This window comes from Caballeronia zhejiangensis, assembly GCF_000698575.1.
GTDB classification, from domain to species: Bacteria; Pseudomonadota; Gammaproteobacteria; order Burkholderiales; family Burkholderiaceae; genus Caballeronia; species Caballeronia zhejiangensis.
Window position 1 is genome coordinate 23,401 of sequence record NZ_JFHD01000017.1, and the last position, 26,957, is coordinate 50,357.

Here is a 26,957-nt window from a genome sequence, read left to right on the forward strand (position 1 = left end):
GCGTCGGTTCCCGTCAGCGCGTTTGCGCTTCGATCCTTGCCCCCTCGCGTTCCAGTCCGGCCGCACTCATTGCGGCCTTTTCGTTTCGATCCGATCAACATGCAACCGCCAGTCACGCGCGCCGCGCGCGCGCATCAAGGACCGCCGAGCCTCTCGCGTCACGCCGTCGACACGGCGCGTCTCGCCGCGCCGCTTGCCATCGCGCAGCTCTCGCAGATGGCGATGGGCGTCACCGACACCATCCTGCTCGGCTCGCTCGGCCCCGATGCCCTCGCCGCGGGCGGCCTCGGCGCGAATCTCTTTTTCGTCGTCGTGACGCTCCTGCAGGGCGTGCTGACGTCCGTTTCCGTGTCGGTGGCGCATGCGCGCGGCGCGAATGCCGATCATCGCGTGCCAGGCATCTACTGGACCGGGTTCGTGCTCTCCTTGCTGCTCGCCGTGCCCGCGTTCGTGCTGCTGAGCTACGCCGAACCGATCCTGCTCGCGTTCCACGAACCCGCGACGCTCGCGAAGAACGTCGGCGAATACTGCGCGGTGCTGCGCTGGGGGACGCCCGGCAGTCTGATCGGCGTCGGGATGATGCGCGCGTTTCTGCCCGCCATTGGCGCGGCGCGCAGGCTCTTGTGGATCTCCATCGGCGGCGTGTTCGTCAACGGCTTTCTCAACTACGGCCTGATCCACGGCGCGTACGGCCTGCCGCGCGAAGGCTTCCTCGGCTCGGCGGCGGCGACGACGATCACCGTATGGGGCATCGCGATCGCGCTCGTCGCGGTGCTGCATCTGCGGCCGCGCTACCGGCATTTCGTCGCGCGCGCGCGCCCGCGCCTGCCGCTGATGGGCGAACTGTTCAGCATCGGCTGGCCCGTCGCGATCACCTACGGGGTCGAATCGACGCTCTTTCTCGCCACCGGCATGATGGTCGGCCTGCTCGGCGAAGCGCCGCTCGCCGCGCATCAGATCGCACTCAACGTCGCGTCGGTCGCGTTCATGGTGCCGCTGGCGATCGGCCAGGCGGCGAACGTGCGCGTCGGCTACTGGGTCGGCGCGGGCGTGCCTGTCGCCGCGCGTCACGCGGGCTTCGTCGCGCTCGCGCTCGGCGTCGGCTTCATGATGTGCTCCGGGCTCGTGCTGATCGCCGTGCCGCGCGCGATCGTCGGGCTGTATCTGCATCTCGACGATCCCGCCAACGCGCATACCGTCGCGCTCGCGGCGTCGCTGCTCGGCGTCGCGGCGGTGTTCCAGATCGTCGACGGCATGCAGACGGTCGGCTCCGGCTGCCTGCGCGGCCTGAAGGACACGCGCATTCCGATGCTCGCCGCCGCGTTCGGCTACTGGGGCGTCGGCTTTCCGACCGGCTATGTGCTCGCGTTCCACTTCGAACTCGGCGCGAAGGGCCTGTGGTGGGGCCTCGCGGCCGGGCTCGCGAGCGTCGCCGTGCTGATGACGCTGCGCTTCCATCGCATCAGCCGGCGCTTCATCGAAACCGGCATCACGCCACGGCCGGACGACGCCGGCGCCGCGAGCGCCGCGCCGCACGGTCACGTCTGATAAGCACACGATCCGCGCGCCGATTTGCATAGCACGAATGCTTGGTTGGGCCGCGCGGCGCGCATTGCTACGATGAACCCGTCTCCTCCTTGAGACATCTGTGACAGGGGTTGTAGGCCCGCTCTAGCCAGCGGGCTTTTTTTCGTCCGTACGCCACCGCCCAGTGCAACGTTCGGCACTTTCCCGATTTCCCATAGAATAATTTCGAGATCCGGCGCGAGTACGCTCCTTGCTACTTTCGTGCTGAAGACCGAAAACGCGAAAACGTCGCCGAGCGCTTCACGAGCGGCGACCAGAACGGGGAATCGAAGTGTCGGAAAACCGGGGATTGCGGGAAATCGCGCGCCGCGACGCGCGCGCACGAACATTCGGCGCCGCCGTGCGCAACATCGCCGTCATCGTGACGATGACGACGCTCGTCGCCGCTTGCGAGACGCGCCCGCCCGCGACGGCGTTCGACCGGCCGGAGAGCCACGCGCTGGCATCGACGGAAACGACGCCCCTCGCGACCGCCCTCGCGCCGCTGCAAAAACGGCATCCGGACGAGTCGGCGGTGCGCCTGCTGCCGACCGGCACCGACGCGCTGCAGGCGCGCATCGCACTCGCGCGCGCGGCGACGAAGACGCTCGACATGCAGTACTACATCGCCAACGAGGACAACACCGGCAAGCTGCTGCTCGGCGCGGCGTTGTATGCGGCGGATCGCGGCGTGCGCGTGCGCATGCTCGTCGACGATCTGAACTTCAAGGACATCGACCAGATCATGGCGGCGCTCAATTCGCACGACAAGATCGAGATTCGCGTGTTCAACCCGTACGGCAGCGCGCAACGCAGCTTCTCCGAGCGCACGCAGAATTTCTTCACGAATCTCAGTCACTTCACGCGCCGCATGCACAACAAGGCGATGATCGCGGACAACCAGATCGCGATCGTCGGCGGCCGCAATCTCGGCGACGAGTACTTCAGCGCGAGCCCGACCTTGCAGTTTCGCGATCTCGACGTCTTCGCCGCTGGTCCGGTCACGCAAGAAATATCCGCGAGCTTCGACGATTACTGGAACAGTTCGCTCGCGTACCCGCTGCGCGCGCTCAACAAGCAGAAGTTCGACGCCCGCGAACTCGACAAGACCCGCGACGACTTGCGCAAGCACTGGCGCGAGCAGGCCGATCCGCTGAACGCGAAGCCGCTCAATGCGACGCCGCTCGCGCAGCAGATCGCGCGCGAGGAAATGGGCCTCGTGTGGGCGCCGACGGAGTTCCGGGTCGATTCGCCATCGAAGATCGAGCATCCGAGCGACGACTACAAAAGCCCGCCGATGGAGCGCCTCGTCGCTCTGCTGAAGGACGCGCAGAGCGAATTCCTGATCCTGTCGCCCTACTTCGTGCCGCACGACGCGGGCGTGAAGGCGCTCGCCGGTCTGACGAAGCGCCGCGTGCGCGTCGCGGTGCTGACGAATTCGCTCGCCGCGACCGATGCCGTCGCCGTGCAGGCGGGCTACGCGCCGTATCGCATTCCGATGCTGCAAAACGGCGTCGAACTGTACGAGTTCAAGCCGATTCAGGTCGAAGGCGAAAGCAGTCCGCGCGCGGGTCTCTTCGGCTCGCAGTCGCGCGCGAGCCTGCACGCGAAGGCCTATGTGATCGATCGGAGTATCCTCGTGATCGGCTCGATGAATCTCGATCCGCGTTCGGCGAAGCTCAATACCGAGCTCGCGCTCGTGATCCACAGCAAGCCGATCGCCGAGGAAGCCGCGAAACTCTTCGAGAACGGCATTTCGCCGAAGGTGAGCTGGCAGGTGCAACTGGCGAGCGCGGCGGTGACGGAGGAGCTTCGGCGCACGGGCGCGCCGCAGTCGGGCCTCGTCTGGATCACCGAGGAAAACGGCAGTCTCGTCACCTACAATTTCGATCCCGAGGCAGGTCTTTATCGCAATGCGATGACGGGCCTCTTCATGATGCTGCCCGTCGACAAGCAGCTTTGATCCAACTTCGTAAGGAAACTCACGCCATGTCACACGATGCGAAGGGCGACGTACGGATGGAGAAGGACACGTTCGGCGAGATCGCCGTGCCGAACGACAAGCTCTGGGGCGCGCAGACGCAGCGCTCGCTGCAAAACTTCAAGATTTCGACGGAAAAGCAGTCGCCCGAGCTGATCACCGCGCTCGCGATCATCAAGCACGCCGCCGCGGAAGTGAACGAAGGCCTGAAGGTGCTCGACTCGAAGAAGGCGAAGGCGATCGTTCAGGCGGCCGAGGAAATCATCGACGGCAAGCATCCCGACGAATTTCCGCTCGCCGTCTGGCAAACCGGCTCGGGCACGCAGACCAACATGAATCTGAACGAGGTGATCGCCAATCGCGCGAGCGAAATCATGGGCGGTCCGCGCGGCGAGGAGCGCCTCGTGCATCCGAACGACGATGTGAATCGCGGCCAGTCGTCGAACGACGTGTTTCCGACCGCGATGCACGTCGCCGCGGCCGTGGCGATCAAGAAGCATCTGCTGCCGTCGCTGAAAACGTTGCGCGATACGCTCGACAAGAAGGCGAAGGCGTTTGACAAGATCGTGAAGATCGGCCGTACGCACTTGCAGGACGCGACGCCGCTCACGCTCGGGCAGGAGTTTTCGGGATACGTCGCGCAGCTCGATCAGAGCATGAAGCACGTCGAGGCGACTTTGCCGCATCTGTATCAGCTCGCGCAGGGCGGCACGGCGGTCGGCACGGGGCTGAACGCGCATCCGGAATTCGCGGTGAAGGTCGCGCAGGCGATCGGCAAGCTCACCGGCCTGCCGTTCGAGACTGCGCCGAACAAGTTCGAGTTGATGGCCGCCGCCGATGCGCTCGTCGCCGCGCACGGCGCGCTGAAGACGGTCGCGGCGAGCCTGATGAAGATCGCCAACGACATCCGCTGGCTGGCGAGCGGACCGCGCTGCGGGTTGGGCGAGCTGTCGATCCCGGAGAACGAGCCGGGCAGCTCGATCATGCCGGGCAAGGTGAACCCGACGCAATCCGAAGCCGTCACGATGCTCTGCTGCCAGGTCTTCGGCAACGATGTCGCGGTGAACTTCGGCGGCGCGAGCGGCAACTTCGAGCTGAACGTGTTCCGGCCGATGATCGCGCACAACGTGCTGCAATCGGTCCGCCTGCTCGCGGACGGCGCGCAGAGCTTCAACGATAACTGCGCGGTGGGCATCGAGCCGAACGAGAAGCGCATCGACAGTCTGCTGAACGAATCGCTGATGCTCGTGACGGCGTTGAATCCGCATATCGGCTATGACAAGGCCGCGCAGATCGCGAAAAAGGCGCACAAGGAAGGCACGACGCTGAAGGCCGCCGCGCTCGCGCTCGGTCACGTGACCGAGCAGCAGTTCGATGAATGGGTCAAGCCGGAGGAAATGGTGGGAAAAAGGTAAGCGCGTTCTTGCCCGAAGAGCGGCGGGTTACACCTTCCCCGCCGCCACCTCTTCCGGCTTCAGCTCGACGATTGCATCGAGCGCGTCCTTCACGTCCATCGCGTATTTCGCGAGGCGCTTTTCCTCTTCCGTTTCCGGCACGAACGCAGGCACGGGCGTCGGCTGGCCTTTTTCATCGACGGCGACGAAAACCATCAGGCAATCGGTCGTCTGCTGAAGCTCGCCGACTTTCGGATCGCCCGCATGCACGGAAATGTGGATGTGCATGCTGGTGCGCCCCGTCGTCACGACGCGCGCGCAATTCGACCAGATTGCCGACGAGAATCGGCCGCCGAAAACGAATGTTGCCGACGCTCACCGTGACCGCATAGCGCCCGGACCACATCGCGGCGCAGGCGTAGGCGGTTTCGTCGATCCATTTCATCAGCGCGCCGCCGTGCACCTTGCCGCCGAAATTCACCGAAGTCGGCTCGGCGAGAAAGCGGAAAGTGGTTTCCGCACGGCTTTTCGGGACGGCTGGAATGGGGGATGAGGTCGGCGTATTCATGGGAAGCCCGTCTGATGCGGAAAATGAATGCCGATTATAGGGTCGGCAATATTCAATCGTGGACGGTGATGCCCTGATCGATCGTGCCGTACATCGTGATGCTGCCGCCGCTGCCCACCGCCGACGACGGCGCGCCCGCGCAGCCCGCGCAGAGCACGAGAACGCCTATAGCGCTCGCGAGAATGAATCTGGCCATGGAACTCTCCCTGCTGCCTCGAAATGCCAGCGGTCATTCTAGCGCCGCGCCTCGCGCATCGACATTTCGGCGCACGGTGAAACGTCGGTTGCGCGATCGCGCTACAGTGGACGCATCGACTACTTCGCCCGATACGGAAATCGCCATGAACCCCGCTTTCGACGACGCCGATTCCCGCGCGCGCCATTTTCCCGGCCTGTCGCGCATCGGCGCGCTGATCGCGGATCCGGGCCGCGCCGCCATGCTCTGGTCGCTGATGGACGGCACCGCGCGCCCCGCCGGCGAACTGACGATGATCGCGGGGCTGTCGCCATCGGCGGCAAGCGGGCATCTCGCGCGGCTGACCGAAGGCGGACTGCTCGCGCTCGAAGTGAGCGGACGGCATCGGTACTACCGGATCGCGACGGCGGATATCGCCGCGGCCATCGAAGCGCTCGCCAATCTCGCGCGGGCGAGCGCGCCGCAGCGCGCGCCGGAACGGCCGCCTTCCGCCGTGCCTGTCGAAATGCGTTTCGCGCGCACCTGCTACGACCATCTGGCGGGCGAACTCGCCGTGCAGCTCTTCGAGCGGATGATCGCGCGCAACTGGCTCGCCGCCGCCGATCGTCACGACGCCGCGCACGGCCCCGCCGCGCTCGACGCCACGCCCGAAGGCGCGCAGGCGTTCGCCGAACTCGGCATCGATCTGAAGGCGCAGCGCGCGCGGCGGCGACGGTTCGCGTGCACCTGCATCGACTGGAGCGAGCGCCGGCCGCATCTGGGCGGCGCGCTCGGCGCGGCGTTTCTCGACGCGTGCGAGTCGCACGGCTGGATCGAGCGCACGGCGAAACGCCGCGTCCTGCGCGTGACGCCCGCGGGGCATCGGCATTTCGAAGGCTTCCTGTCCGCGCGATAAAGCTTTGTTACGCGCGCCTGCGAGCCGTTACAAACGGCATCGTACGGATACAGGCGCCGGCGATACATTGATCCGACAGGTCTCGCGAACTCAGTGCGCCGAACGGAACGCACGCGCGGCCGCCGGAGAACGTAATGAAGATCAAGATCGCCGCTTTGTGCGTGCTTTTGTCGGCATCGGGGCTTAACGCGTTTGCGGAAACCAGACAAGGCGATCCGCCCGGACGCATCGCGCGGCTCAGCTACATGGCGGGCACGGTGACGACCGAGGCAGCGGGCGCATCCGACTGGTCCTACGCGCAGATCAATCGTCCGCTGACGACGGGCGATCAACTCTGGAACGACGAGAACGCGCGCTCCGAACTGCATATCGGTTCGACGGCGGTGCGGCTCGGGTCATCGACGGCGCTGTCCGTCCTCGCGCTCGACGACAACACCGCGCAACTCAAGATCGCCCAGGGCACGCTGTCGACGCGCGTGCGCGAACTCCCGCCCGGCACGACCTACGAGATCGACACGCCGAACACCGCGCTCGCGATCACGACGCCCGGCGAGATGCGCGTCGACGTCGCGCCCGATGGCCGCGCGACGACCGTGACGGTGCGAAGCGGCGGCGTCACCGCGTACGGCGACGGTGGCTCCGTGCAACTCGCGGGCGGGCAGCAGATGACGTTCGAGGGCACGAATCTGCAGCAGGCATCGGCGAATGCGGCGCCCGCGCCCGACGCGTTCGATGAATGGGCCGCCGGGCGCGACGCATCCGAAGATCGCTCGATTTCGGCGCGATATGTATCGCGCGACGTGCCCGGTTATCAGGATCTCGACGCCAACGGAACGTGGCGCAACGATCCGTCGTACGGGCCGGTCTGGACGCCGACCGCCGTGTCCGCCGACTGGGCGCCGTATCGTCAGGGACATTGGGCCTGGCAGGATCCGTGGGGATGGACATGGATCGACGACGCGCCGTGGGGCTTCGCGCCGTATCACTATGGCCGCTGGGCGTATATCGGATCGCGATGGGCGTGGGTGCCCGGCCCGATGGACGTCAGCGCGCCGCCCGCGTACTCGCCTGCGCTCGTCGGTTTCGTCGGCGATGGCGACGGCGATGGCGGCCCCGACTGGAACGTCGCGCTGACGGTCGGCGGCATCGCGGCGGCGGGCGTCGCGTGGTTTCCGCTCGGACCGGGCGAAGCGTGGCGTCCGCATCGGGATGGCTGGAGTCCGCGTTATTTCGAACGCGTGAACCGCAATGTCTATGTGCGCAATACGTACGTCAACTATCACGCGCCGCGCGGGCTGACGGCCGTGCCGACGAACCTGTTCGTGCTTGGCCAGCCGGTCGGACGTCAGCCGTACGCGGTCGATCCGTCGCGCTGGCGCCATCCGCGCTTCTTCGCGGGCGCACCGGGCATTGCGCCGACGCGCGACAGCTTCGCGCCCGGTGGGCGACGCGCGAGTTATCAGCCGCCGCAGGCCGGATTCGGACGACCGGTGGTCGCGACACGCGCGCCCGTCGCGCCGCCGGCTTTTCATGACCGGTACGTGCAGCAGAATCGCGATCCGCGCGGCGGGTACGGCGCGCGCAACGAACAGGTGCATCTCGTCGCGACGCATGGACCGGCGCGGTCGGTCATCGCGGGCGGCGCGTTGCCGGCGCCGGTTCCCGCTCAGCCTGCGCAGCCGCATGGCTACGGCGTTGCGCATCCGCCGCAGGCTGCGCAATTCGGCGCGAACGATCCGCGCTTCGCGCATGGGGATTCATCGCGCGGACATGCCGTTTCGCGCGAGCCGCGCGCGCCGCAGCAGGCGTATCAACCGATGTGGCAGCGTCAACGCGCAAACGATGCGCCGCACGTCGATCAACGCATGCCGATGCATTCGATGCAGCCGCAGCCCAGTCACGCGTCGCCGGAGGCGTATCGCCAGGCGCGGGTCGAACAGCCGCGCCATGAGATGCCGCCGCCTCATCCGCAGCCGGAAGCGCAGCGGCCGCAGCCTCACCAGGAGCCAACGCGTCAGCCGATGCATCAGGAAGTTCGTCAGGCTCCGCCGCCGCAGATGCAGAATCGGGAGCCTCATCAACCGCAACAGCCGCAACAGCAACGTGGCGGCGGCAACGAGCACCATCGCGGTTAAGACCTCAAAAACAAAACGCGCGGCCTCGACCGCGCGTTTTCTTGTGCAAACCGACGAAACCCGGCTTATACGGCCATCGGCGCCGTGAGTGCGTCGTGATGCTTGTAGCCTTCGAGCGCGAAATCCTTCGGCTCGATCTTCTCCAGCCATTCCGGTTCATAGCGCTTCGTCACCGCGTAATCCGGCACGCGATCGGAGATGATCAGTTGCGGCGAAGGCAGCGGCTCGCGCTTCAGTTGCTCGTGCAGCATGTCGAGCTGGTTTTCGTAGATGTGCGCGTCGCCGATGAAGTACGTGAACCAGCGCGGCTTGTAGCCCGTCAGCCGTCCGACGAGATGCAGCAGCGCCGCGCCTTCGGTCAGATTGAACGGCGTGCCGAGGCCGACGTCGTTGCTGCGGATGTACAGACACAGCGAAATCTCGCGCGTCACCGCGTTCGGGATGAACTGATACAGCAGATGGCACGCGGGCAGCGCGATCTCGTCGAGCTTCGCCGGATTCCACGCGTGAAACAGAATGCGCCGGTCGGTCGGGCGCTCGATGATCGTGTCGAGACATTGACGCAACTGATCGATCGCCTTGTACAGCAGCACCTGCTCGCGCCCGTTTTCGACGAAACTCGTCACGAGCTGATAGCCGCGATTCGTGGCGTCGGCGATCTGGTCGCCCGCGCAGGCGTCGACGAGCTTGTACGCGGGCCACTTGCGCCACTGCACGCCGTAGACGTCGCCGAGATCGTCCGGACCCTGGCGATACGGATTCTCGAGCCACTCCGGATTCTCGTTGGCGTTGGCGTCCCACACCTTGCAGCCGAGCGCGCGAAAGTCCGCCGCGCTCTTCGACGCGCGCAGAAAGCCCACGAGTTCGCCGATCGCCGACTTGAACGCGAGCTTTTTCGTGGTCACGGCCGGGAAGCCTTGCTGCAGGTCGAAACGCAGCATCGCGCCGGGCATGCTGATCGTGCGGATGCCCGTGCGGTTTTCCTGCCAAGTGCCGGTATCGAGAATCGTCTGGACGAGCTCGAGATACTGTTTCATTCGATGTTCCCTGGGTACGCTGCGCGCCCTCGCGAGCGGAAGGCGTAAACGATCGATTTTACCAAGCGATGGATGCGGGCGCTTAGTGCAGCGGCACGAAAAAACGGGCGCCTTGTGGCGCCCGTCCGGTGTTCGTCCGCGACCTGACTGTCAGCCGCGCGTGGCGTGTTCCGAGGGCGCATCGACCTCGATGTGACGCATGCCATGCGCGCTCAACAGCCGATACAGCGTCACGCGCGAGATGCCCAATTCGTGCGCGGCGTCGCCAAGACGCCCGCGATGGCGCAGCAGCGCGAGTTCGATCGCCTGTCGTTCGGCGGCCTCGCGCGCCTGTGCGAGCGAGACCGGCGCGACTTCGACGTATTCGCCGAGTTCGAGATCGCGCGCTGTGATCTGACGCCCTTCCGACATCACGATGGCGCGCCGCACGCGGTTGATGAGCTCGCGCACGTTGCCCGGCCAGCCGTAGTTGTGGATCGCGGCGATCGCATCCGGCGAGAATCCGCGCAGCCGACGGCTCGCGTCCTTCTTGAAGCGGTCGAGCATGTGCTTCGCGAGCAGCTCGATGTCCTTGCCGCGCGCGCGCAGCGGCGGCTCGTCGATCTGCAGCACGCACAGCCGGTGATACAGGTCCGCGCGAAAGCGCCCTTCGATCATCGCGGTCTGCATGTCGACGTGCGTCGCGGAAATAATGCGCACGTCGACGGGCGTCGAGCCGTGTCCGCCGAGGCGCTCCACCTTGCGCTCCTGCAGGAAGCGCAACAGGCTCGCCTGGCTTTCGAGCGGCAGGTCGCCGATTTCATCGAGGAACAGCGTGCCGCCATTGGCCGCTTCGACACGGCCGATCTTGCGTTGATTCGCGCCCGTGAAAGCGCCGCGTTCGTAACCGAAGAGCTCCGATTGCAGCAGATGCGCGGGAATCGCGCCACAGTTGATCGCCACGAACGGCTGATCGCGGCGCGCCGAGCGCTCGTGAATGGCAACAGCCGTGAGTTCCTTGCCGGTGCCGGATTCGCCGGAGATGAACACGGGCGCATCGGTCATCGCGACTTTGCGGATCGAGCGGAAGAGCGCGAGCATCGCGTCGCACGAACCGACCATTTCGCCCTCGGCGCGGCCCTCGCTGCGCGCATCGTTCGACGCGGCGTCATGCAGCGAAACCATGCCGTACGCATGACCGACGGAGTCGACGATGCGGTCGTTGGACGTCGGCAGCGTCACGTAATCGAAGCAATAGTCGCGAATGAGACGCCGCACGGCAGCGTCTTCCAGTTGCCCGGCAACCGTGGCCGCGACCCAGCCCACGTTGGTCATCGTCAGCGACGATTCGAACGCCGCCAGTTCATGAGATTCGAAATGACTCGACAGATCGAGCAGCCCGCCGGTCGCCAGATCGCTGCGCAAAGCCTTGCGCGTGTCGCGCGCGTTCGCGACGATTTCGATATGCCAACCGCGCTCCTCGAATCGCGCGCACAGCGTCTCGCTTGGATCGCGAGTCACATAGATGAGTTGCCGCCGAGCGACGTCCATTATTCAGATCCTTTGTTCAACATTCGTTGAAAAGGTCACGTAGTTCAAGGCTCGCGCTACATCGCAAACTTCGTTGCCCTCGCACGTTGCTCGCAAACGTCTGGAGAGGATTTGCCATTCGAACCGTCGCCCCCGGGACACGGCGCGAAACACCACGCACCCTTCCACGAAACCCTTTATGTCTGATTCTGCGCCGTTTTTGAGAGACTACTATAACCCAGAAACCCCGGAAACAAATATCGCGAGAGTCGCCGGATTAGCCACAAAACCTTGACAGGACGGCCTTGGCAAGAATTTCTCACACGATTATCAAGGAGATTGCGCACAATTTAATAAGACAAAATCTTATACCGATTTCGCCGGAAGTTCACGTTTTTCTGCCTTCATGTTTCAGCAGTGAAACGTTTACAGCCGAATTTTTGCTGCGGACTTTCGTCGGATTTTCGCGATTCATTGCGCAGCAACGCTCTGCCGGACATGGCACGCAATTCGCTTCGATAGAACCGCGCCCGAAGGTAAGAAATACTCGCTGCCGAACGAGCGTTCATCTTTATCCCTGCATTCGACTCCCGCTTAATCGTTTTACCGAGAAAGCGATTACTTTATTTCCGGATATTTCCGTGGCGGGAATTTATTACTTGGTTATGTCGTCACGATGGCACGCGATAGTTCTTTAAGGCGCGGAGAAACAACCGACGCGCATCAAAATGGCGAGAACGCGGACGAATCCGCCGCGTCGGGCCTGCCCGACGATCGTCCGACTGGCTCGGGCGTCAGCGTGACGCTATGGGACGAGATCGCGCCGCCCCCATGGCACACGACGCTGCCGCTCGGCGACGAAGCGCCGGAGGCGTAGGCCCGCGCGGCGCGCCGAGCGCTGGCCGCGCCGCAAGCGTCGGTTAGAATCGTCACCCGGCCGCGCTGCCCGCGCGCGCCAGCTTGCCGGACTTCTATTCCATGACGACGCTGACTCTGATCGTCGCCCGCGCGCGCAATGGCGTGATCGGACGCGAAAACCAACTGCCCTGGCGCCTGCCCGAGGATCTCGCCTTCTTCAAGCGCACGACGATGGGCGCGCCCATCATCATGGGCCGCAAGACGCATGAATCCATCGGCAGGGCGCTGCCGGGGCGGCGCAATATCGTCGTGTCGCGCGACGGCACCCGGCGCTACGAAGGCTGCGATGTCGTGACGAGCCTCGAAGCGGCGCTCGCGCTCGAACCGGCGAAGGAAGCGTTTCTGATCGGCGGCGCGCAGTTGTATCAGGATGCCATTGCGCGTGCGGACAAGATGATCGTCACCGAGATCGACGCCGATTTCGATGGCGACACGCGCTTTCCGGCGCCCGATCCCGAGTTGTGGCGCGAAGTGTCGCGCGAGCCGCATCGCGCAGCGGCGCCGAACGATTTCGCGTTCGCCTTCGTGACCTACGAGCGCATCGCCTCGTCGGAATGAAGCCGGAATGAAAAAAGGCTCCGGATGCGCTCCGGAGCCTTTCTCTTCTCGACCGGCGCGGCTTACTGGCCCGCGACCGTCATCCGCTCGATCAGCACCGAGCCGATTTCCTTCGTGCCGCGCACGACGGTATCCGCGCCGATTGCCTCGATATGGCGGAACATCTCCTGCAGCGTGCTCGCCACGGTGATTTCCTCGACGGCATGCACGATCTTGCCGTTCTCGACCCAGAAACCCGACGCGCCGCGCGAGTAGTCGCCCGTCACGTAGTTCACGCCCTGCCCCATCAGTTCGGTAAGCAGGAGGCCGGTATCGAGCTTCTTCAGCATCGCTTCGAAGTCGTCCTCGGGCTTCGTGTGCGCGCTCGTCATCGTCAGATTGTGCGAGCCGCCCGCGTTGCCGGTCGTCTGCATGCCGAGCTTGCGCGCGGAGTACGTCGACAGGAAATAGCCCTGCACGACGCCATCCTCGACGACGTTACGGCGTTGCGTACGCACGCCTTCTTCGTCGAACGGGGCGCTGCCCATGCCGCCCTTTACATGCGGATCCTCGACGATCTGGATATGCGGCGCGAACACCGGCTTGCCGAGGCTATCGACGAGGAACGTAGTCTTGCGATACAACGCGCCGCCGCTCACCGACTGCACGAACGCGCCGAGAATGCCCGCCGCGAGCGGCGCTTCGAACAGGACGCGGCACTTGCGCGTGTCGAGGCTCTTCGCGTTGAGCCGCGCGAGCGCCCGCTCGGCGGCGTAGCGGCCGACGGCTTCGGGCGCCGCAAGCGCGGATGCATCGCGTTTGGACGTGTACCAGTCGTCGCGCTGCATGTCGCGGCCGGCCGCGGCGATCGGCGCACACGCAATGTAGTGACGCGAGTACGGATAGCCCGCCATGAAGCCGCGCGACGTCGCGAGCACGAACTGCGAATGCTGCGCGGAAACGCTCGCGCCTTCCGAATTGGTCACGCGCTTGTCGACGGCGAACGCTGCGGCCTCCGCGCGGCGCGCGATCTCGGCGGCCTCTTCGGCGTCGATGTCCCACGGGTGATAAAGATCGAGGTCCTGCGGCGACTTTTCCAGCAACTCGGCTTCCGCGAGGCCGGCCGCGCTGTCCTCAGCCGTGAAGCGCGCGATGTTGTACGCGGCCGCGACCGTGTCGCGCAATGCGTCGCGCGTGAAGTCCGCAGTGCTCGCGTTGCCGCGCTTCTTGCCGATGAACACGGTCACGCCGACCATCTTGTCGCGATTGTGCTCGATGGTCTCCACTTCGCCGCGCCGCACGCTCACCGACAGGCCGTCGCCCTCGGAGATCTCGGTGGCCGCATCGCTCGCGCCGAGTTCCTTCGCGTAGCGCAGGATGTCGGAGGCGATCTCCTTCAGCTCATCCTGCGTATGCGGGAAGTAGCGTTGCTTGACGTCCATGTCTGCTGCCATTTTTGGTTGCCTTTGGAAGTCGGGCGTGTCGCGCCCGCGCATGTCGTGATTGCTTCGGGATTCCCTGCCAGATGCGCTCGTCGTCGAGCATCGCAAAGCGGGACCGGCGTATCACGCGATCATAGCAAGGACGGCGTGCATTCACCCGCCAAGGTTTGTCGCAGCGCCGGCCGCGACCCGGCAAAAGCGATGCGGGCGCAAGCTACAATGTCGGGATGAACCGTAAAACCCGCATTCAACCGATCGATTCCGGCCGCGACGACGATCGCGAGGCCGACGAAAACGGCTACGACCGTCCGAGCAAATCCCAGCTCAAGCGCGAAATGCACGCGCTGCAGGAGCTGGGGGAAGCGCTCATCGCGCTGCCCAAGGATGCGCTCAAACGCATGCCGATGCCCGAGGATCTCGGCGACGCCGTGCGCGAGGCACGCCGCATCACCGATCACGAAGGCAAGCGCCGTCAGTTGCAGTACGTCGGCAAGGTCATGCGCTCGCTGACCGAAGACGAAGTCGCCGCGCTGCGCACCGCGCTCGACACCCATCGCGGCGTGAACAAGGCCGAAACCGCGCGCATGCACTGGATCGAGCGCACGCGCGAACAATTGCTCGCCGATGACGCCGCGCTCACCGAATTCATCCGCACGCATCCGGGCGTCGATCCGCAGGAAGGCCGCACGCTGATCCGCAACGCGCGCAAGGAGCGCGAGCAGCAAAAGCCGCCGCGCTATTACCGCGAACTCTTCCAGTGGATCAAGAACGCGTCGGGCGCGCAAGACGACGATGTCGAAGACGACGAGGACGATCGCGATGACGACGCGTGACGAACTGATAGTCGGACTGGTGTCGATCAGCGATCGCGCGTCTTCCGGCGTCTACGAGGACAAGGGCTTGCCGTCGCTCGTCGAGTGGCTCGGCGCGGCGCTCTCGACGCCGTTTCGAGCCGAGACGCGGCTGATTCACGACGACGCCGCGACCATTTCCGCGACGCTCGTCGAGCTCGTCGATACGCACCGCTGCGATCTGGTGCTGACGACAGGCGGCACCGGCCCGTCCCGCCGCGACGTGACGCCCGAGGCGACGCTCGCCGTCGCCACCAAGCCGATGCCCGGCTTCGGCGAGCAGATGCGCCAGATCAGCCTGAATTTCGTGCCGACGGCCATTCTCTCGCGGCAAGTCGCGGTGATTCGCGAAACGGAAGACCACGCTGCGCTCATCATCAATCTGCCGGGCCAGCCGAAGTCGATCCGCGAAACGCTCGAAGGTCTGAAAGACGCAGACGGCAGAACGAAAGTGCCGGGCATTTTCGCGGCCGTGCCGTATTGCATCGATCTGATCGGCGGGCCGTATATCGAAACGCGGCCGGAAGTGGTCGCCGCGTTTCGTCCGAAGAGCGCGATCCGCCCGCCGAAGAATTAGGACGCGGCTGCGCTCGCCGACGGAATCAGGAAATGCTGGCGGTAGTACTTGAGCTCGTCGATCGACTCGTGGATATCGGCGAGCGCCGTGTGCATCGCACGCTTCTGAAAGCCCTTGTAAATCGCCGGCTGCCAGCGGCGGCACAGTTCCTTCAACGTGCTGACGTCGAGATTGCGATAGTGGAAGAACGTCTCCAGTTCGGGCATCCAGCGCGCCATGAAGCGGCGGTCCTGGCAGATCGAGTTGCCGCACATCGGCGATTTGCCGGGCGGCACGTAAGCCCCGAGAAAATCGCGGATCTGGCGCGTGGCTTCGGCTTCATCGACCGTCGACGCCTTCACGCGCTCCGTCAGCCCCGAGCGGCCGTGCGTGTTGCGATTCCACTCGTCCATGCGGCCGAGCGCTTCTTCCGTCTGATGAATCGCGAGGACCGGGCCTTCGACCATCTTGTCGAGCGTCGAATTCGTGACGACCACCGCGATCTCGATGATGCGATCGTTGTCCGGATCGAGGCCGGTCATCTCCATGTCGAGCCACACGAGGTTCATGTCGCTGCGCGCGAGCGCGTTTTCTTCTGATTCGGGCGTGGTGGAGATGTCGGTCATGAAAAGCGGCCTGAAAGATGGGAAAGCCATGCCGCACAGTTTCTGAGCGCGCCGGCACGGCCTAGAACCTATAATTCTCGCATAGTTCAATCGGAATTCCCGGATGACCAACCTCACTCTCGCCTTCTCGACGATCTTCGTCGTCGCCCTCGTCGCGATGGTTTCGACCAAGCTGTGGCTCGCATCGCGCCAGATCCGCTACGTCGCCGCGCATCGCAACGGCGTGCCCGCGCAATTCAGCGGCACGATCCCGCTCACGGCGCATCAGCGCGCCGCGGATTACACCGTCGAGCGCACGCGCCTCACCATGATCGAAGTCGTCACGAGCGCGGTCGTGCTCGTCGCGCTGACGCTGCTCGGCGGCGTCCAGGCGCTCGATCTCGCCATTTCGGACTGGCTCGGCCGCGGCTATCTCGGACAGATCGCGCTGGTGGCGTCGGTGGTGGCGATCACGAGCGTCATCGATCTGCCGTTCGACTACATCCGCCATTTCGTGATCGAGGAAAAGTTCGGCTTCAATCGCATGTCGAAGAAGCTCTTCTTCGTCGATCTCGTCAAGGGCACGGTGCTCGCCATCGTGATCGGCGCGCCGCTCTTGCTGCTCACGCTCTGGCTCATGGATCGCGCTGGGACCTTCTGGTGGCTGTGGACGTGGATGGTCTGGGTGGCTTTCCAGCTGCTCGCGATGATCATCTATCCGACCTTCATCGCGCCGCTCTTCAACAAGTTCGAACCGCTGAAGGATGAAGCACTCGTCGCACGCATCACGAATCTGATGTCGCGCACGGGCTTCGCCGCGAAAGGCCTGTTCGTGATGGACGGCAGCCGCCGCTCGGCGCACGGCAACGCGTATTTCACCGGCTTCGGCGCGGCAAAGCGCATCGTGTTCTTCGACACGCTGCTCGCGCGGCTTTCCGGCAACGAAATCGAAGCGGTGCTCGCGCACGAACTCGGCCATTTCAAGCGCCGTCACGTTCTGAAGCTGATGGTCGTCATGTTCGGCATCAGCCTCGCGATGCTCGCGCTGCTCGGCTGGCTCATTCAGACGACGTGGTTCTACGAAGGTCTCGGCGTGCGGCCGTCGCTCGTCGGCAGCAATAACGGGCTCGCGCTCGTGCTCTTCATGCTCGTGCTGCCCGTGTTCATGTTCTTCATCACGCCGCTCGGCAGCCTGACGTCGCGCAAGAACGAGTTCGAAGCCGATGCTTTCGCCGCCAGCCAGACCGATCCGAAGGATCTCGTGAACGCGCTCGTGAAGCTGTATGAAGACAACGCGTCGACGCTCACGCCCGATCCGATCTACACCGCGTTCTACTACTCGCATCCGCCCGCCTCGCAGCGCATCGACCGCCTGATGCAGCACGCCGCATGACGCGCGGGTTCAAGCGGTCAGGTGCGGCGGCACGGCTCGAAGGCACGGTGATCGCCGCGCACGGGCGGCACTATCTCGTCACGCCCGAAGACGGCGGCGCGATGCTCCAGTGCTTTCCGCGCGGCAAGAAAAGCGAGGTGGCCGTAGGCGATCGCGTGTTCTACGAGCAGTCGTCGGCGGATCAGGGCGTGATCGTCGAGATCGGCGAACGGCGCAATCTGCTCTATCGCTCGGATCAGTTCAAGTCGAAGCTCTTCGCGGCGAATCTCGATCAACTTCTGATCGTGCTCGCCACCGAGCCGCATTTCAGCGAAGACCTGCTCGGACGCGCGCTGATCGCGGCCGAGGCGCACGGTCTGGAATCGCTGATCGTATTGAACAAGATCGATGTCGAAAGCGCGTTGCCGCTCGCGCGCGAACGTCTCGCGCCGTATCGCGAACTCGGCTACACGGTGATCGAGCTCTCGGCGAAGATGGCGCCCGGCGACGTTCATCCGCAACTCGACGCACGCCTCAAAGACCGCTCGACGATCCTGCTCGGTCAATCCGGCATGGGCAAATCGACGCTCGTGAACCTGCTCGTCCCCGATGCCGACGCCGCCACACGCGAGATTTCGTCCGCGCTCAACAGCGGCCGTCATACGACCACATTCACGCGTCTCTACGATCTGCCAGGCGGCGGCTCGCTGATCGATTCGCCGGGCTTTCAGGAATTCGGCCTGCATCATCTGTCGGAAGGCCAGCTCGAGCGCGCCTTCGCCGATTTCCGGCCTTATCTCGGACATTGCCGCTTCTACAACTGCCATCATCTGCACGAGCCGGGATGCGCGGTGCTCGAAGCCGTCGAAGCGGGAAAAATTCGCCCCGAACGTCACGCGCTCTACGCGCAACTCGTGCACGAAGCCAGCCAGATCGTTCGATGAAGCGGCTCACGCGCGCTCCCGATCTCATCACGGCGCAGCATTGGGTGAACGTGCTGTCGGCCGCGGGCGTGCCGTGCGAGTTGCACAACCGTTATTTGAATGGCGCGATGGGGGAGATTCCGGCCGATCAGTGCGCGCCGGAAATCTGGATCGTCGACGATCGCGACGAAGCGCTGGCCTTGCGCCTTCTGGAGCGCGCGAGAAAAGGGCCGGACGCGAACGCCCGGCCCTGGAAGTGCAAGCATTGCGGCGAGTGGCTGGAGCCGCAGTTCACCGTCTGCTGGAATTGCCAGACGGCGCGCGATCCGCTCGACGATTGATTACGCCAGCCACACGGCGATCGTCAGCATCAGCAGCAGCAACATCCACAAAATGACTGCCCGCCATACGAGGCCGACAGCCGATTGCAGCGTGCGCGGCGTGCAGTCGTCGCCGACGGGCAACGGACTGGCATCGCCGACGGCAAGCGCTTCGACCGAAAGCGGCTCGGCGAGCGGCCCCGCGAGACGCGCGCCCAGCGCACCGCTGCCCGCTGCCAGCAACACGCCTTCGTTTGCGTCCGGCCATTGGCGCGCGTGATTGCGCCACGCGTAAATGGCGTCCTCGAAATTGCCGACGATCGCGAAACCGAGCGACGTCAGACGCGCGGGCACCCAATCGATGATGAAGAACGCGCGTTGCGCGAACGACGAGAACTCCGCGGTGCGCTCGGGATTCGGCTTCGACCACGCGCGCGCGAGGTATTCGGCGATGCGATAGAGCACCGCGCCCGCCGGGCCGATCGGAATCAGAAACCAGAAGAACACGCCGAACACGTGCCGGTGCGATGCCACGACCGCATGAACCAGCGTATGCCGGACGATTTCGCTGACGGGCATGTCGACCGTATCGATGCCGGTCCACTCGGCCAGGACTTCCCGCGCGCGCGGAACGTCGTCGTTGTTGAGCGCGAGGTGGATATCGGTGAAATAGTGGCTGAACTGCCGGAAACCGAGCGTGAAATAGACGATCACCACGTTCCAGAAGAACGCCAGAACGAAGTTGATCCGATAGAGCACGTAATAGACGAGCCCGACGAAGAGCGTCCACGGCAGCACGACCACGAGCCACGCGACGATGCCATGCTTCTCCTTGCCGGCATCGAAACCGTGCGCGGTGGATTCCGCATGATATTGAAGCAACGCCGAAATCGGATTGTGCGGCGATAACGCGCGCATCTGCTCAATGACGAGAGCCAGCAATACGGAGAAAAAAGTCATGCGAAGCGCCGAAACGGTCGGATAGTTCGAGTTTCGCGTAACGATAGCACAGCGCCCGACGCCTTTAATGCGCTAAGTATTTGCGCAACGCGCAACAAGGGCGCGGACTTTCCGCGCCGTCACGCGCGAGCCACGAGGAAGCGATAAAAATTGCGCAACATGCCAGCCGTTGCGCCCCAGATGAAATAAGGAGCCTTCCCGTCGCCGGGGCTGTATGGCATGGCAAAAAAACGACGCTCGCCGCCTTCCCAGCGAAAGACCCGCACTTCATGATTCGCGGGATTCATGAGCCACGCGAGCGGCACTTCGAAGATATCGGCGACTTCGCGTGTATCGGCCTTCAATGTGAATGGCGGATTCACGAGCGCGACGACCGGCGTCACCTTGAAACCCGTACCCGTCAGATACTCGGGCATCGCGCCGATGACCTCGCAATGCTCCGCGCCCAACCCCACCTCTTCGTAGGCTTCGCGAAGCGCGGTGGCGGCGGCATCGGCGTCTTCGGGCTCGCGTCGGCCGCCCGGAAAACTGATCTGCCCCGCGTGATCCGACAGATGATCGGCGCGCTGCGTCAGCAGCACGGTCAAGCCGCCCTCGCGCACGACGAGCGGCACCAGCACGGACGCCACGCGCGGATCGCCGCCGATCGCCTTGATGCGCTGCTCGCGCTCTTCCTGCGCCCAGTCGAGATCCATCGCGAAACGCGCGCGCAAGCCTTCAGGCGTGAGGCGCACGGGCGGAACGGGCGGGAGTGTCTCGCCCGTCGAGAGGACGGGCATCGTTTCGGGTTCGAGGATGCGGGGAGTCGAAGTCTTTCCGGTGGACACGGGTCGAGAACGGTTCTGTGGAAGCCTCAATTTGAACACACCAAAGAAAAAAGCACCCGAGGGGTGCTTTTTCCGTACTGCTTCTGGCGAGGGACTTACTCTGCGGAAGCAGCAGACTTGTCCTTGAACACCAGCTTTTCCTTGATTCGAGCCGACTTGCCCGAACGCTCGCGCAGGTAGTAGAGCTTCGCACGGCGGACATCGCCACGACGCTTCACGACGATGCTCGCGAGCAGCGGCGAGTAGGTCTGGAACGTACGCTCGACGCCTTCGCCCGACGAGATCTTGCGGACGATGAAGTTCGAGTTCAGGCCACGGTTACGCTTCGCGATGACGACGCCTTCGTAAGCCTGAACACGCTTGCGCGTGCCTTCGACCACGTTCACGTTGACGACGACGGTATCGCCCGGCGCGAAGTCGGGGATGCTCTTCTCGCCCAGAACGCGTGCGATCTCTTCCTTCTCGAGTTGCTCAATCAGATTCATTACTGACTCCTTGTGCCATCTTGCCGGAGTTGTGTGCCTTGTATTGAGTCAGGCCCCGGTAGAGGATGGGTTTGCTTCAGGCGCCGATACCACTCGACGCCCCCATTTTCCCGCTCGTCCGCTCGAAACCTATGCGGGCTTCGACGCTTCCTTCGCGAGTTCTGCGAGCCACGCCTCATCAGCACGGCTCAACATCTTGCTGCGACGCGCCCGCTCGATCAGATCGGGCCGCTTGTTGAATGTGTTGCGCAATGCTTCGCGCCTGCGCCAGGCGTCGATTTCCTTGTGATGGCCGCCGAGCAGCACATCGGGAACGCGCACGCCGTCGTACTCTTCCGGACGCGTGTAGTGCGGGCAATCGAGCAGCACATCGACGAAACTGTCCTGCACCGCCGATTGCGCGTCGTTCAGCACACCCGGCAACTGACGCACTACGGCGTCCATCAGCGCCATGGCGGGGAGTTCTCCGCCGGACAGCACGAAGTCGCCGAGGCTCACTTCTTCGTCCACTTCACGGTCGATCAGGCGCTGATCGATCGCTTCGTAACGGCCGCACAGCAATACGAGACCGGGTTCCTGCGCGAATCGCATCACGCGATCGTGATCCAGCTTCGCACCTTGCGGCGACATCATCACGACGCGCGTCGACGTGATGCCCTGCTCGCGCTGCGCAGCCTTCGCCGCGTGGATCGCGTCTTCCAGCGGGCGCGCCAGCATGACCATGCCGGGGCCGCCGCCGTAAGGGCGATCGTCGACGGTGCGGTAGTTGTCCGTGGTGAAATCGCGCGGATTCCACGTGCGCAGACCGAACCGCTCCTGCTTCACCGCCCGGCTGGTGATGCCCCAGTCGGTCAGCGCGCGAAACATTTCGGGAAAGAGCGTCACGACATCGAACTGCATCGCTCTCTCCGTAACGTGCCGATGTTCAATAATCGGCGTCCCAGTCGACGACGATACGCTTCGCCGCCCGGTCCACCGTCTTCACATATACGCCGACGAACGGAATGAGCCGCTCGCCGGTGACGGGCGCGCCGTCCTTGTTCGTATCCGGATACTCGATCCGCAGAATGGAATGCGCGCCGTTGTCGATCAGATCGGCGACGCGACCAAGCGCAACGCCAGCTTCATTTTCGACATCGAGGCCGATCAGATCGACCCAGTAGAATTCGTCGTCGCTGTCGAGCTTCGGGAAATCGCCACGCGCGATATTCACCGTATGGCCCTTCAGCGCGAGCGCCGCATCGCGGTCATCGCAGCCGGCCAGACGCGCGACGATGGTATCGGCGTGCACTTTCGACTGCAGGCAGCGCGCGGACTTGCGATCGCGGCCTTTGACGAGCCACCAGCGTTTGGCGCTCAGCAGCGCGTCGCCGCCCTGCTTGCCGTTCGCGTGCGGAACGATCTTGACCCAACCCTTCAGACCGTACGCATCGGCGATAAAACCGACTTCGACGGCGTCTTCGGGCAAAGCCTCGACCCGCTCGATTGCGGCTTCCGGCTGAATGCTGCCTTTATCGCTGCCTTTGTTGCTACCCGAAACGTCGCCCGCCACGCGGCGCGCGCCCGGCTTGCGGACGAACGCGCCAAACGTGGCGGAACTTTCATCTTGCCCCGGCTTCGTTCGGCCGATGTTTTCCGATGCGCGGCCGGATTCAGAATCGCGCGCGGACATCGGCGAACCTTTGGGCAGGTTTCGAGCGTTTACTACAGCGTCGGCTCAGCGAACTCAAGCAGCCGGCTGGGCTTGCTGAGCTTGCTTGACCAGACGCTCGACGGTCGGCGACAGTTGCGCGCCAACGCCTTGCCAGTACGTCAGGCGATCTTGCGCGATGCGCAGCGATTCGCCCTTGGTCGCGACCGGGTTGTAGAAACCCACGCGCTCGATGAAGCGGCCGTCACGGCGGCTACGCGAGTCGGTTGCGACGATGTTGTAGAACGGGCGCTTCTTCGAGCCGCCACGAGCCAAGCGGATGATGACCATGCTGAAATCCTTGAAAACCGGGGTTCGGAACAACGAGAACAGGCGATTATAGCCGGATTCCGACGCCCTAACAAACACTTAACGCATTTTTTGCATGTGACGCCAAGTTCGGCAAGAATTCGGCGCGTTGCCAGATACCGGAAATCACGCCGATGCGGCAACGTGCCATGGGCGGCGTGCTCAGCGGAAGGCGTAAAATGTCAGACCGGCGTCCGCCTCAATCCACCACCGCTTTCGCTGATGACTTCCTCGTCCGTCGCCACGCAATCCGGCTCCAAGCCGGCCGGCAAGCAGGTTCCGCCATACTTCCGCTCGAAAACGCTGACCGCCGCGCTGGCGTTCCTGTTCGGCTATATCGGACTGCATCGCTTCTACCTCTATGGAATGCGCGACAAGTACGGCTGGGCGCATATCGTCGGTATCGTAATGGGTGCGTTCGGCTATCTGCTGCTCGCCGAAACGGAGCGCACGTCGATTCTCGGCTGGGCGCTGGCGTTTCCCGGGTCAATCTCGCTGCTTGCGGCTTTCCTCTCCGCGCTCGTCTACGGCCTGCGCCCGGACGCCAAGTGGGACGCGCAGTTCAACGCGCACACGGGACGCGAAAGCCGCTCCGGTTGGACCGTGATCTTCGTCGTGATCTTTTCGCTGCTGATCGGCGCATTTCTGCTGATGACCGGTCTCGCGCTCACGTTCCAGACTTATTTCGAAGGCCAGGTCGAAGCCGCGAAGACTTTGTCGCAATAGAACGTCAGAACAAATCGAGCTGCGGGCTCGCCGGCGGCGGCGGCCGTTTCGCCGGTCGCTGAAACTCGGACATATCGAGAATCCCGCGCTGTCTTGCATTAAGCCCAAGACGTTTCGTCGCCTTCTGAAAGCGCTGTTTCAGCATGTCGGCCCAAAGGCCCTCGCCTTTCATGCGCTTCGAGAAATCCGAGTCGTAATCCTTGCCGCCGCGCATATCGCGCACGCGGCTCATCACGCGGTCCGCGCGGTCGGGAAAATGCGCGGCGAGCCAATCCTTGAAGAGCGGCGCGACTTCCCATGGCAGACGCAGCACGATGTAGCTCGCGGTCGTCGCGCCCGCCTCTGCGCACGCTTCCAGCACGCGCTCCAAGTCCGGCTCGGTCACGAACGGAATGACCGGCGCGATGCTCACGCCCACTGGGATGCCCGCCTCCGCGAGCGTGCGAATCGTGCGCAGACGCCGCGAAGGTGTGGCCGCGCGCGGTTCGAGCGTGCGCGCGATATCGGCATCGAGCGTGGTGACTGTGATCGCCGCCATCATCTGGCCGCGTTCGGCCATCGGCGCGAGCAGGTCTATGTCGCGCTCGATCAGGGAGCTCTTCGTGATCGCCGCGAACGGATGGCCGCAGTCGTGCAGCATCTGAATGACGCGCCGCGTGAGTTGCAGATCCCGTTCGACCGGCTGATACGCGTCGGTGTTGACGCCGAGCGCGATCGGCTCGGGCTCGTAGTTCGGCTTCGCCAGTTCGCGTTCGAGCAATTCGGGCGCGTTGATCTTCGCGTAAATGCGGCTTTCGAAATCGAGGCCGGGCGACAGTCCGAGATAGCTGTGCGTCGGACGAGCGAAACAGTAGATGCAGCCGTGTTCGCATCCGCGATAGGGATTGAGCGATACGGAGAACGGAATGTCCGGCGAACTGTTGCGCGTGAGGATGGTTTTGGCGCGCTCTTCGAACACCTGCGTGCGCAGCGGCGGCGCGCTCTCGTCCTCGGCATCCGCGGCGTTCAGCCAGCCGTCGTCGACGCGCTCGCGCTCGTCCTTCTCGTAGCGGCCCTGGATGTTCGTGACCGCGCCGCGCCCCTTCAACGGAGCGGGCGGCGCGACGGGATATTCACGATCCGGCGATGACATTTGCGACAAAATCCAACGATTGATACTGTACAAATATACAGCATCGACGTTTCGTCGCAAGCGAAAAATCACGTCTCGACGAGAATCTTCAGCGTCTCCTTGATCTCCTCCATCACCACATAGCTCTTCGACTGAACCGCGCCCGGCAGTTGCAACAGGATGTCGCCGAGCAGCTTGCGATAGTCCGCCATTTCGCCGATCCGCGCCTTGATCAGATAGTCGAAATCGCCCGACACGAGATGACACTCGAGCACTTCGGGAATCTTCTGCACTTCGCGCCGGAACTGCTCGAACATGTTGCCGCTTTTGTGATCCAGCGTGATCTCGACGAACACGAGCAGCGCCGCGCCGAGTTCAGTCGGATTCACGCGCGCGTAATAGCCGACGATGACGCCGTCGCGCTCCATGCGTTTCACGCGCTCGATACACGGCGTCACGGACAATCCGACGCGCTCCGCCAGATCCTTCATCGCGATGCGGCCGTCCTCCTGAAGGATGTTCAAGATCTTGTGGTCGAGCTTGTCGAGCGTGCGGACCGGATTTCGCTGCGTTCGCATTTCTTTTTCCTAAAAATCGACCAAATACAATAACTAAAACTGCTTTGATCTCAATACTATAGGCGATAACACTAGACGGACAGCGTGTCGCAGGTTTGGCCGGCTGTCCAGCGAAATCGAATTGGAGATCACATGCGAATCGTTATTCTCGGAAGCGGCGTCGTCGGCGTGACGAGCGCGTATTACCTTGCTCGCGCCGGCCACGAAGTCACGGTCATCGATCGCGAAGCCGGGCCCGCGCTCGAAACGAGTTTCGCGAACGCCGGACAGATCTCTCCCGGTTATGCATCGCCGTGGGCCGCGCCGGGCGTGCCGCTCAAAGCCGTGAAGTGGATGTTCGAAAAGCACGCGCCGCTCGCGATCCGCCTCGACGGCACGATGAATCAGTTGCAATGGATGTGGCAAATGCTGCGTAACTGCACGCAAGATCGCTACACGGTGAACAAGGGCCGCATGGTCCGCCTCGCCGAATACAGCCGCGACTGCCTGCAGGCGCTGCGCGCGGACACGGGCATTTCCTATGAAGGCCGCACGGGGGGCACGCTGCAACTGTTCCGTACGCAGCAGCAATTCGATGGCGCGGGCAAGGACATCGCCGTGCTGAAAGACGCGAACGTGCCGTTCGAGCTGCTCACCGCCGACGAACTCAAGAAGGCCGAACCCGCGCTCGCCGCCGTGTCGCACAAGCTGACGGGCGGTCTGCGTCTGCCGAACGATGAAACCGGCGACTGCCAGATGTTCACCACGCGGCTCGCCGCAATGGCCGAAGCGCTCGGCGTCAAGTTCCGCTACAACACGTCGATCGACGCGCTCGCCGTCGCGAATGGCCGCATCGCCGGCGTGCAGTGCGGCAAGGAACTGGTGACGGCGGATTCGTACGTCGTCGCGCTCGGCTCGTATTCGCCGAAACTGCTCGGCGATCTCGTCAAGATTCCGGTCTATCCGCTGAAGGGCTATTCGATTACCGCGCCGATCGTCGATGCGAACCGCGCGCCTGTGTCGACCGTGCTCGACGAAACGTACAAGATCGCGATCACGCGTTTCGACGACCGCATCCGCGTGGGCGGCATGGCGGAAATTGTCGGATACGACAAGAAGCTGAAAGCGGCGCGTCGCGAAACGCTCGAAATGTGCGTGAACGACCTCTTCCCGGGCGGCGGCGACACCACGAACGCCACGTTCTGGACCGGCCTGCGCCCGATGACGCCTGACGGCACGCCGATCGTCGGCCGCACGCCGGTGCCGAACCTGTTCCTGAACACGGGCCACGGCACGCTCGGCTGGACGATGTCGTGCGGCTCCGGCCAATTGCTCGCCGATCTCATGTCCGGCAAGCAGCCCGCGATCCGCGCGGACGACCTTTCGGTGCATCGCTATTTCGGCGACGTCGGCGTGAAGACGCGTCCGGGATACGCGAACGCGTAATTCGCGTTGTCGCATCAAAGCAAAGCAAAGGCGCCTTCGAT

The 26,957-nt window shown here is 64.0% G+C and carries 27 protein-coding genes and 1 pseudogene; 14 read left to right on the top strand and 14 right to left on the bottom strand.

All coding sequences use genetic code 11. From position 1 onward, the window contains the following. The first annotated feature begins 99 nt into the window (after positions 1-99). The 3 genes from BG60_RS20815 to fumC all read left to right on the top strand — a co-directional run bounded on the left by BG60_RS20815 (position 100) and on the right by fumC (position 4,962). On the top strand, positions 100-1,548 hold the full coding sequence (locus BG60_RS20815) for an MATE family efflux transporter (protein ID WP_034472804.1): 1,449 nt from the start codon (positions 100-102) through the stop codon (positions 1,546-1,548). A gap of 406 nt (positions 1,549-1,954) precedes the next feature. Then, entirely contained in the window at positions 1,955-3,529 is a 1,575-nt protein-coding gene (locus BG60_RS20820; protein WP_034472807.1) for a phospholipase D family protein, read from the top strand. Between the two features lie 26 nt (positions 3,530-3,555). Next, positions 3,556-4,962, top strand: coding sequence for a class II fumarate hydratase (gene fumC / locus BG60_RS20825; protein ID WP_174447739.1), 1,407 nt, complete (start codon positions 3,556-3,558; stop codon positions 4,960-4,962). A 27-nt stretch (positions 4,963-4,989) separates the two neighbouring features. Here the strand turns inward: fumC and BG60_RS20830 are convergent. Continuing rightward, a pseudogene (locus BG60_RS20830) lies at positions 4,990-5,509 on the bottom strand (acyl-CoA thioesterase). Positions 5,510-5,561: 52 nt separating this feature from the next. After that, complete coding sequence (locus tag BG60_RS39075; protein ID WP_167561857.1) at positions 5,562-5,705, bottom strand: hypothetical protein; 144 nt, start codon at positions 5,703-5,705, stop codon at positions 5,562-5,564. Positions 5,706-5,850: 145 nt separating this feature from the next. Between BG60_RS39075 and BG60_RS20835 the strand changes: the two genes are divergently transcribed. Next, positions 5,851-6,600 carry an ArsR/SmtB family transcription factor gene (locus BG60_RS20835; RefSeq protein WP_008342310.1) on the top strand — a complete coding sequence of 250 codons (750 nt, stop codon included), beginning with the start codon at positions 5,851-5,853 and terminating at the stop codon, positions 6,598-6,600. A gap of 134 nt (positions 6,601-6,734) precedes the next feature. Then, entirely contained in the window at positions 6,735-8,735 is a 2,001-nt protein-coding gene (locus tag BG60_RS20840) for a DUF6600 domain-containing protein (protein WP_034472673.1), read from the top strand. Between the two features lie 65 nt (positions 8,736-8,800). Here BG60_RS20840 and BG60_RS20845 read toward each other — a convergent pair whose 3' ends face one another. After that, complete coding sequence (locus BG60_RS20845; RefSeq protein WP_008342312.1) at positions 8,801-9,772, bottom strand: thymidylate synthase; 972 nt, start codon at positions 9,770-9,772, stop codon at positions 8,801-8,803. Between the two features lie 150 nt (positions 9,773-9,922). Next, on the bottom strand, positions 9,923-11,302 hold the full coding sequence (locus tag BG60_RS20850) for a sigma-54 dependent transcriptional regulator (RefSeq protein ID WP_008342313.1): 1,380 nt from the start codon (positions 11,300-11,302) through the stop codon (positions 9,923-9,925). 655 nt (positions 11,303-11,957) lie between these two features. On the opposite strand from BG60_RS20850, the gene BG60_RS20855 reads away from it, so the two are divergent. Continuing rightward, entirely contained in the window at positions 11,958-12,158 is a 201-nt protein-coding gene (locus tag BG60_RS20855) for a hypothetical protein (RefSeq protein WP_008342315.1), read from the top strand. Positions 12,159-12,259: 101 nt separating this feature from the next. After that, entirely contained in the window at positions 12,260-12,757 is a 498-nt protein-coding gene (locus BG60_RS20860; protein ID WP_008342320.1) for a dihydrofolate reductase, read from the top strand. A 62-nt stretch (positions 12,758-12,819) separates the two neighbouring features. Here BG60_RS20860 and pmbA read toward each other — a convergent pair whose 3' ends face one another. Further along, positions 12,820-14,190 (bottom strand): metalloprotease PmbA, encoded by a 1,371-nt coding sequence (gene pmbA / locus BG60_RS20865; protein WP_008342321.1) that lies wholly within the window; start codon positions 14,188-14,190, stop codon positions 12,820-12,822. Positions 14,191-14,405: 215 nt separating this feature from the next. Between pmbA and yjgA the strand changes: the two genes are divergently transcribed. Beyond that, complete coding sequence (yjgA, locus tag BG60_RS20870) at positions 14,406-15,011, top strand: ribosome biogenesis factor YjgA (protein ID WP_034472813.1); 606 nt, start codon at positions 14,406-14,408, stop codon at positions 15,009-15,011. Then, positions 14,998-15,606 (top strand): molybdopterin adenylyltransferase, encoded by a 609-nt coding sequence (mog, locus tag BG60_RS20875; protein ID WP_008342326.1) that lies wholly within the window; start codon positions 14,998-15,000, stop codon positions 15,604-15,606. The genes yjgA and mog overlap by 14 nt, the downstream gene beginning before the upstream one ends. On the opposite strand, the gene orn is transcribed toward mog, so the two are convergent. Next, positions 15,603-16,211, bottom strand: a complete 609-nt coding sequence (gene orn, locus BG60_RS20880) for an oligoribonuclease (protein WP_033537098.1) — start codon at positions 16,209-16,211, stop codon at positions 15,603-15,605. The genes mog and orn overlap by 4 nt on opposite strands. Before the next feature lie 103 nt (positions 16,212-16,314). Here orn and BG60_RS20885 point away from each other — a divergent pair, with 103 nt between their 5' ends. Genes BG60_RS20885 through BG60_RS20895 form a run of 3 tightly spaced genes read left to right on the top strand, consistent with a single transcriptional unit; the run spans position 16,315 to position 18,826 of the window. Then, entirely contained in the window at positions 16,315-17,583 is a 1,269-nt protein-coding gene (locus BG60_RS20885) for a M48 family metallopeptidase (RefSeq protein ID WP_008342330.1), read from the top strand. Next, positions 17,580-18,506 carry a ribosome small subunit-dependent GTPase A gene (gene rsgA / locus BG60_RS20890; protein WP_034472675.1) on the top strand — a complete coding sequence of 309 codons (927 nt, stop codon included), beginning with the start codon at positions 17,580-17,582 and terminating at the stop codon, positions 18,504-18,506. The genes BG60_RS20885 and rsgA overlap by 4 nt, the downstream gene beginning before the upstream one ends. Next, positions 18,503-18,826, top strand: a complete 324-nt coding sequence (locus BG60_RS20895) for a putative signal transducing protein (RefSeq protein WP_034472677.1) — start codon at positions 18,503-18,505, stop codon at positions 18,824-18,826. Before rsgA ends, BG60_RS20895 begins: the two co-directional genes overlap by 4 nt. On the opposite strand, the gene BG60_RS20900 is transcribed toward BG60_RS20895, so the two are convergent. The 6 genes from BG60_RS20900 to rpsP all read right to left on the bottom strand — a co-directional run bounded on the left by BG60_RS20900 (position 18,827) and on the right by rpsP (position 23,058). Next, positions 18,827-19,765: a CobD/CbiB family protein gene (locus BG60_RS20900; protein WP_008342334.1), complete on the bottom strand. Its 939-nt coding sequence runs from the start codon at positions 19,763-19,765 to the stop codon at positions 18,827-18,829. It abuts the gene before it with no gap. Between the two features lie 119 nt (positions 19,766-19,884). Beyond that, a complete protein-coding gene (locus BG60_RS20905) occupies positions 19,885-20,544 on the bottom strand; it encodes a CoA pyrophosphatase (protein WP_034472679.1) in 660 nt (219 codons plus the stop codon). Positions 20,545-20,687: 143 nt separating this feature from the next. After that, positions 20,688-21,077: a 50S ribosomal protein L19 gene (gene rplS / locus BG60_RS20910; protein ID WP_008342338.1), complete on the bottom strand. Its 390-nt coding sequence runs from the start codon at positions 21,075-21,077 to the stop codon at positions 20,688-20,690. Positions 21,078-21,206: 129 nt separating this feature from the next. Next, positions 21,207-21,977, bottom strand: a complete 771-nt coding sequence (trmD, locus tag BG60_RS20915) for a tRNA (guanosine(37)-N1)-methyltransferase TrmD (RefSeq protein WP_008342340.1) — start codon at positions 21,975-21,977, stop codon at positions 21,207-21,209. A 25-nt stretch (positions 21,978-22,002) separates the two neighbouring features. Beyond that, on the bottom strand, positions 22,003-22,749 hold the full coding sequence (gene rimM / locus BG60_RS20920) for a ribosome maturation factor RimM (RefSeq protein WP_034472683.1): 747 nt from the start codon (positions 22,747-22,749) through the stop codon (positions 22,003-22,005). Positions 22,750-22,803: 54 nt separating this feature from the next. Beyond that, on the bottom strand, positions 22,804-23,058 hold the full coding sequence (gene rpsP / locus BG60_RS20925; RefSeq protein WP_008342343.1) for a 30S ribosomal protein S16: 255 nt from the start codon (positions 23,056-23,058) through the stop codon (positions 22,804-22,806). 240 nt (positions 23,059-23,298) lie between these two features. Between rpsP and BG60_RS20930 the strand changes: the two genes are divergently transcribed. Next, the gene (locus tag BG60_RS20930) at positions 23,299-23,802 is read left to right on the top strand and encodes a TM2 domain-containing protein (protein WP_034472686.1); all 504 of its coding nucleotides are present in this window, start codon (positions 23,299-23,301) and stop codon (positions 23,800-23,802) included. A gap of 4 nt (positions 23,803-23,806) precedes the next feature. Here BG60_RS20930 and BG60_RS20935 read toward each other — a convergent pair whose 3' ends face one another. Together BG60_RS20935 and BG60_RS20940 are read right to left on the bottom strand one after the other, a co-directional pair. Next, positions 23,807-24,934, bottom strand: coding sequence for a PA0069 family radical SAM protein (locus BG60_RS20935; protein WP_034472689.1), 1,128 nt, complete (start codon positions 24,932-24,934; stop codon positions 23,807-23,809). Positions 24,935-25,002: 68 nt separating this feature from the next. Then, positions 25,003-25,491 carry an Lrp/AsnC ligand binding domain-containing protein gene (locus BG60_RS20940; RefSeq protein WP_008342349.1) on the bottom strand — a complete coding sequence of 163 codons (489 nt, stop codon included), beginning with the start codon at positions 25,489-25,491 and terminating at the stop codon, positions 25,003-25,005. A 132-nt stretch (positions 25,492-25,623) separates the two neighbouring features. Between BG60_RS20940 and BG60_RS20945 the strand changes: the two genes are divergently transcribed. Continuing rightward, on the top strand, positions 25,624-26,916 hold the full coding sequence (locus BG60_RS20945) for a D-amino acid dehydrogenase (RefSeq protein ID WP_034472691.1): 1,293 nt from the start codon (positions 25,624-25,626) through the stop codon (positions 26,914-26,916). Positions 26,917-26,957 lie beyond the last annotated feature (41 nt).

Excerpts from the sequence above, each read along its gene's own strand:
- yjgA (WP_034472813.1), top strand. The coding sequence starts at position 14,406 with ATGAACCGTAAAACCCGCATTCAACCGATCGATTCCGGCCGCGACGAC.
- BG60_RS20815 (WP_034472804.1), top strand. The coding sequence starts at position 100 with ATGCAACCGCCAGTCACGCGCGCCGCGCGCGCGCATCAAGGACCGCCG.
- BG60_RS20930 (WP_034472686.1), top strand. The coding sequence starts at position 23,299 with ATGACTTCCTCGTCCGTCGCCACGCAATCCGGCTCCAAGCCGGCCGGC.
- BG60_RS20900 (WP_008342334.1), bottom strand. The coding sequence starts at position 19,765 with ATGACTTTTTTCTCCGTATTGCTGGCTCTCGTCATTGAGCAGATGCGC.
- orn (WP_033537098.1), bottom strand. The coding sequence starts at position 16,211 with ATGACCGACATCTCCACCACGCCCGAATCAGAAGAAAACGCGCTCGCG.
- BG60_RS20855 (WP_008342315.1), top strand. The coding sequence starts at position 11,958 with ATGGCACGCGATAGTTCTTTAAGGCGCGGAGAAACAACCGACGCGCAT.
- BG60_RS20895 (WP_034472677.1), top strand. The coding sequence starts at position 18,503 with ATGAAGCGGCTCACGCGCGCTCCCGATCTCATCACGGCGCAGCATTGG.
- BG60_RS39075 (WP_167561857.1), bottom strand. The coding sequence starts at position 5,705 with ATGGCCAGATTCATTCTCGCGAGCGCTATAGGCGTTCTCGTGCTCTGC.
- BG60_RS20860 (WP_008342320.1), top strand. The coding sequence starts at position 12,260 with ATGACGACGCTGACTCTGATCGTCGCCCGCGCGCGCAATGGCGTGATC.
- fumC (WP_174447739.1), top strand. The coding sequence starts at position 3,556 with ATGTCACACGATGCGAAGGGCGACGTACGGATGGAGAAGGACACGTTC.
- rpsP (WP_008342343.1), bottom strand. The coding sequence starts at position 23,058 with ATGGTCATCATCCGCTTGGCTCGTGGCGGCTCGAAGAAGCGCCCGTTC.
- BG60_RS20885 (WP_008342330.1), top strand. The coding sequence starts at position 16,315 with ATGACCAACCTCACTCTCGCCTTCTCGACGATCTTCGTCGTCGCCCTC.
- BG60_RS20820 (WP_034472807.1), top strand. The coding sequence starts at position 1,955 with ATGACGACGCTCGTCGCCGCTTGCGAGACGCGCCCGCCCGCGACGGCG.
- mog (WP_008342326.1), top strand. The coding sequence starts at position 14,998 with ATGACGACGCGTGACGAACTGATAGTCGGACTGGTGTCGATCAGCGAT.
- trmD (WP_008342340.1), bottom strand. The coding sequence starts at position 21,977 with ATGCAGTTCGATGTCGTGACGCTCTTTCCCGAAATGTTTCGCGCGCTG.
- rimM (WP_034472683.1), bottom strand. The coding sequence starts at position 22,749 with ATGTCCGCGCGCGATTCTGAATCCGGCCGCGCATCGGAAAACATCGGC.
- BG60_RS20835 (WP_008342310.1), top strand. The coding sequence starts at position 5,851 with ATGAACCCCGCTTTCGACGACGCCGATTCCCGCGCGCGCCATTTTCCC.
- rplS (WP_008342338.1), bottom strand. The coding sequence starts at position 21,077 with ATGAATCTGATTGAGCAACTCGAGAAGGAAGAGATCGCACGCGTTCTG.
- rsgA (WP_034472675.1), top strand. The coding sequence starts at position 17,580 with ATGACGCGCGGGTTCAAGCGGTCAGGTGCGGCGGCACGGCTCGAAGGC.
- BG60_RS20945 (WP_034472691.1), top strand. The coding sequence starts at position 25,624 with ATGCGAATCGTTATTCTCGGAAGCGGCGTCGTCGGCGTGACGAGCGCG.
- BG60_RS20840 (WP_034472673.1), top strand. The coding sequence starts at position 6,735 with ATGAAGATCAAGATCGCCGCTTTGTGCGTGCTTTTGTCGGCATCGGGG.
- pmbA (WP_008342321.1), bottom strand. The coding sequence starts at position 14,190 with ATGGCAGCAGACATGGACGTCAAGCAACGCTACTTCCCGCATACGCAG.
- BG60_RS20935 (WP_034472689.1), bottom strand. The coding sequence starts at position 24,934 with ATGTCATCGCCGGATCGTGAATATCCCGTCGCGCCGCCCGCTCCGTTG.
- BG60_RS20905 (WP_034472679.1), bottom strand. The coding sequence starts at position 20,544 with ATGCCCGTCCTCTCGACGGGCGAGACACTCCCGCCCGTTCCGCCCGTG.
- BG60_RS20845 (WP_008342312.1), bottom strand. The coding sequence starts at position 9,772 with ATGAAACAGTATCTCGAGCTCGTCCAGACGATTCTCGATACCGGCACT.
- BG60_RS20850 (WP_008342313.1), bottom strand. The coding sequence starts at position 11,302 with ATGGACGTCGCTCGGCGGCAACTCATCTATGTGACTCGCGATCCAAGC.
- BG60_RS20940 (WP_008342349.1), bottom strand. The coding sequence starts at position 25,491 with ATGCGAACGCAGCGAAATCCGGTCCGCACGCTCGACAAGCTCGACCAC.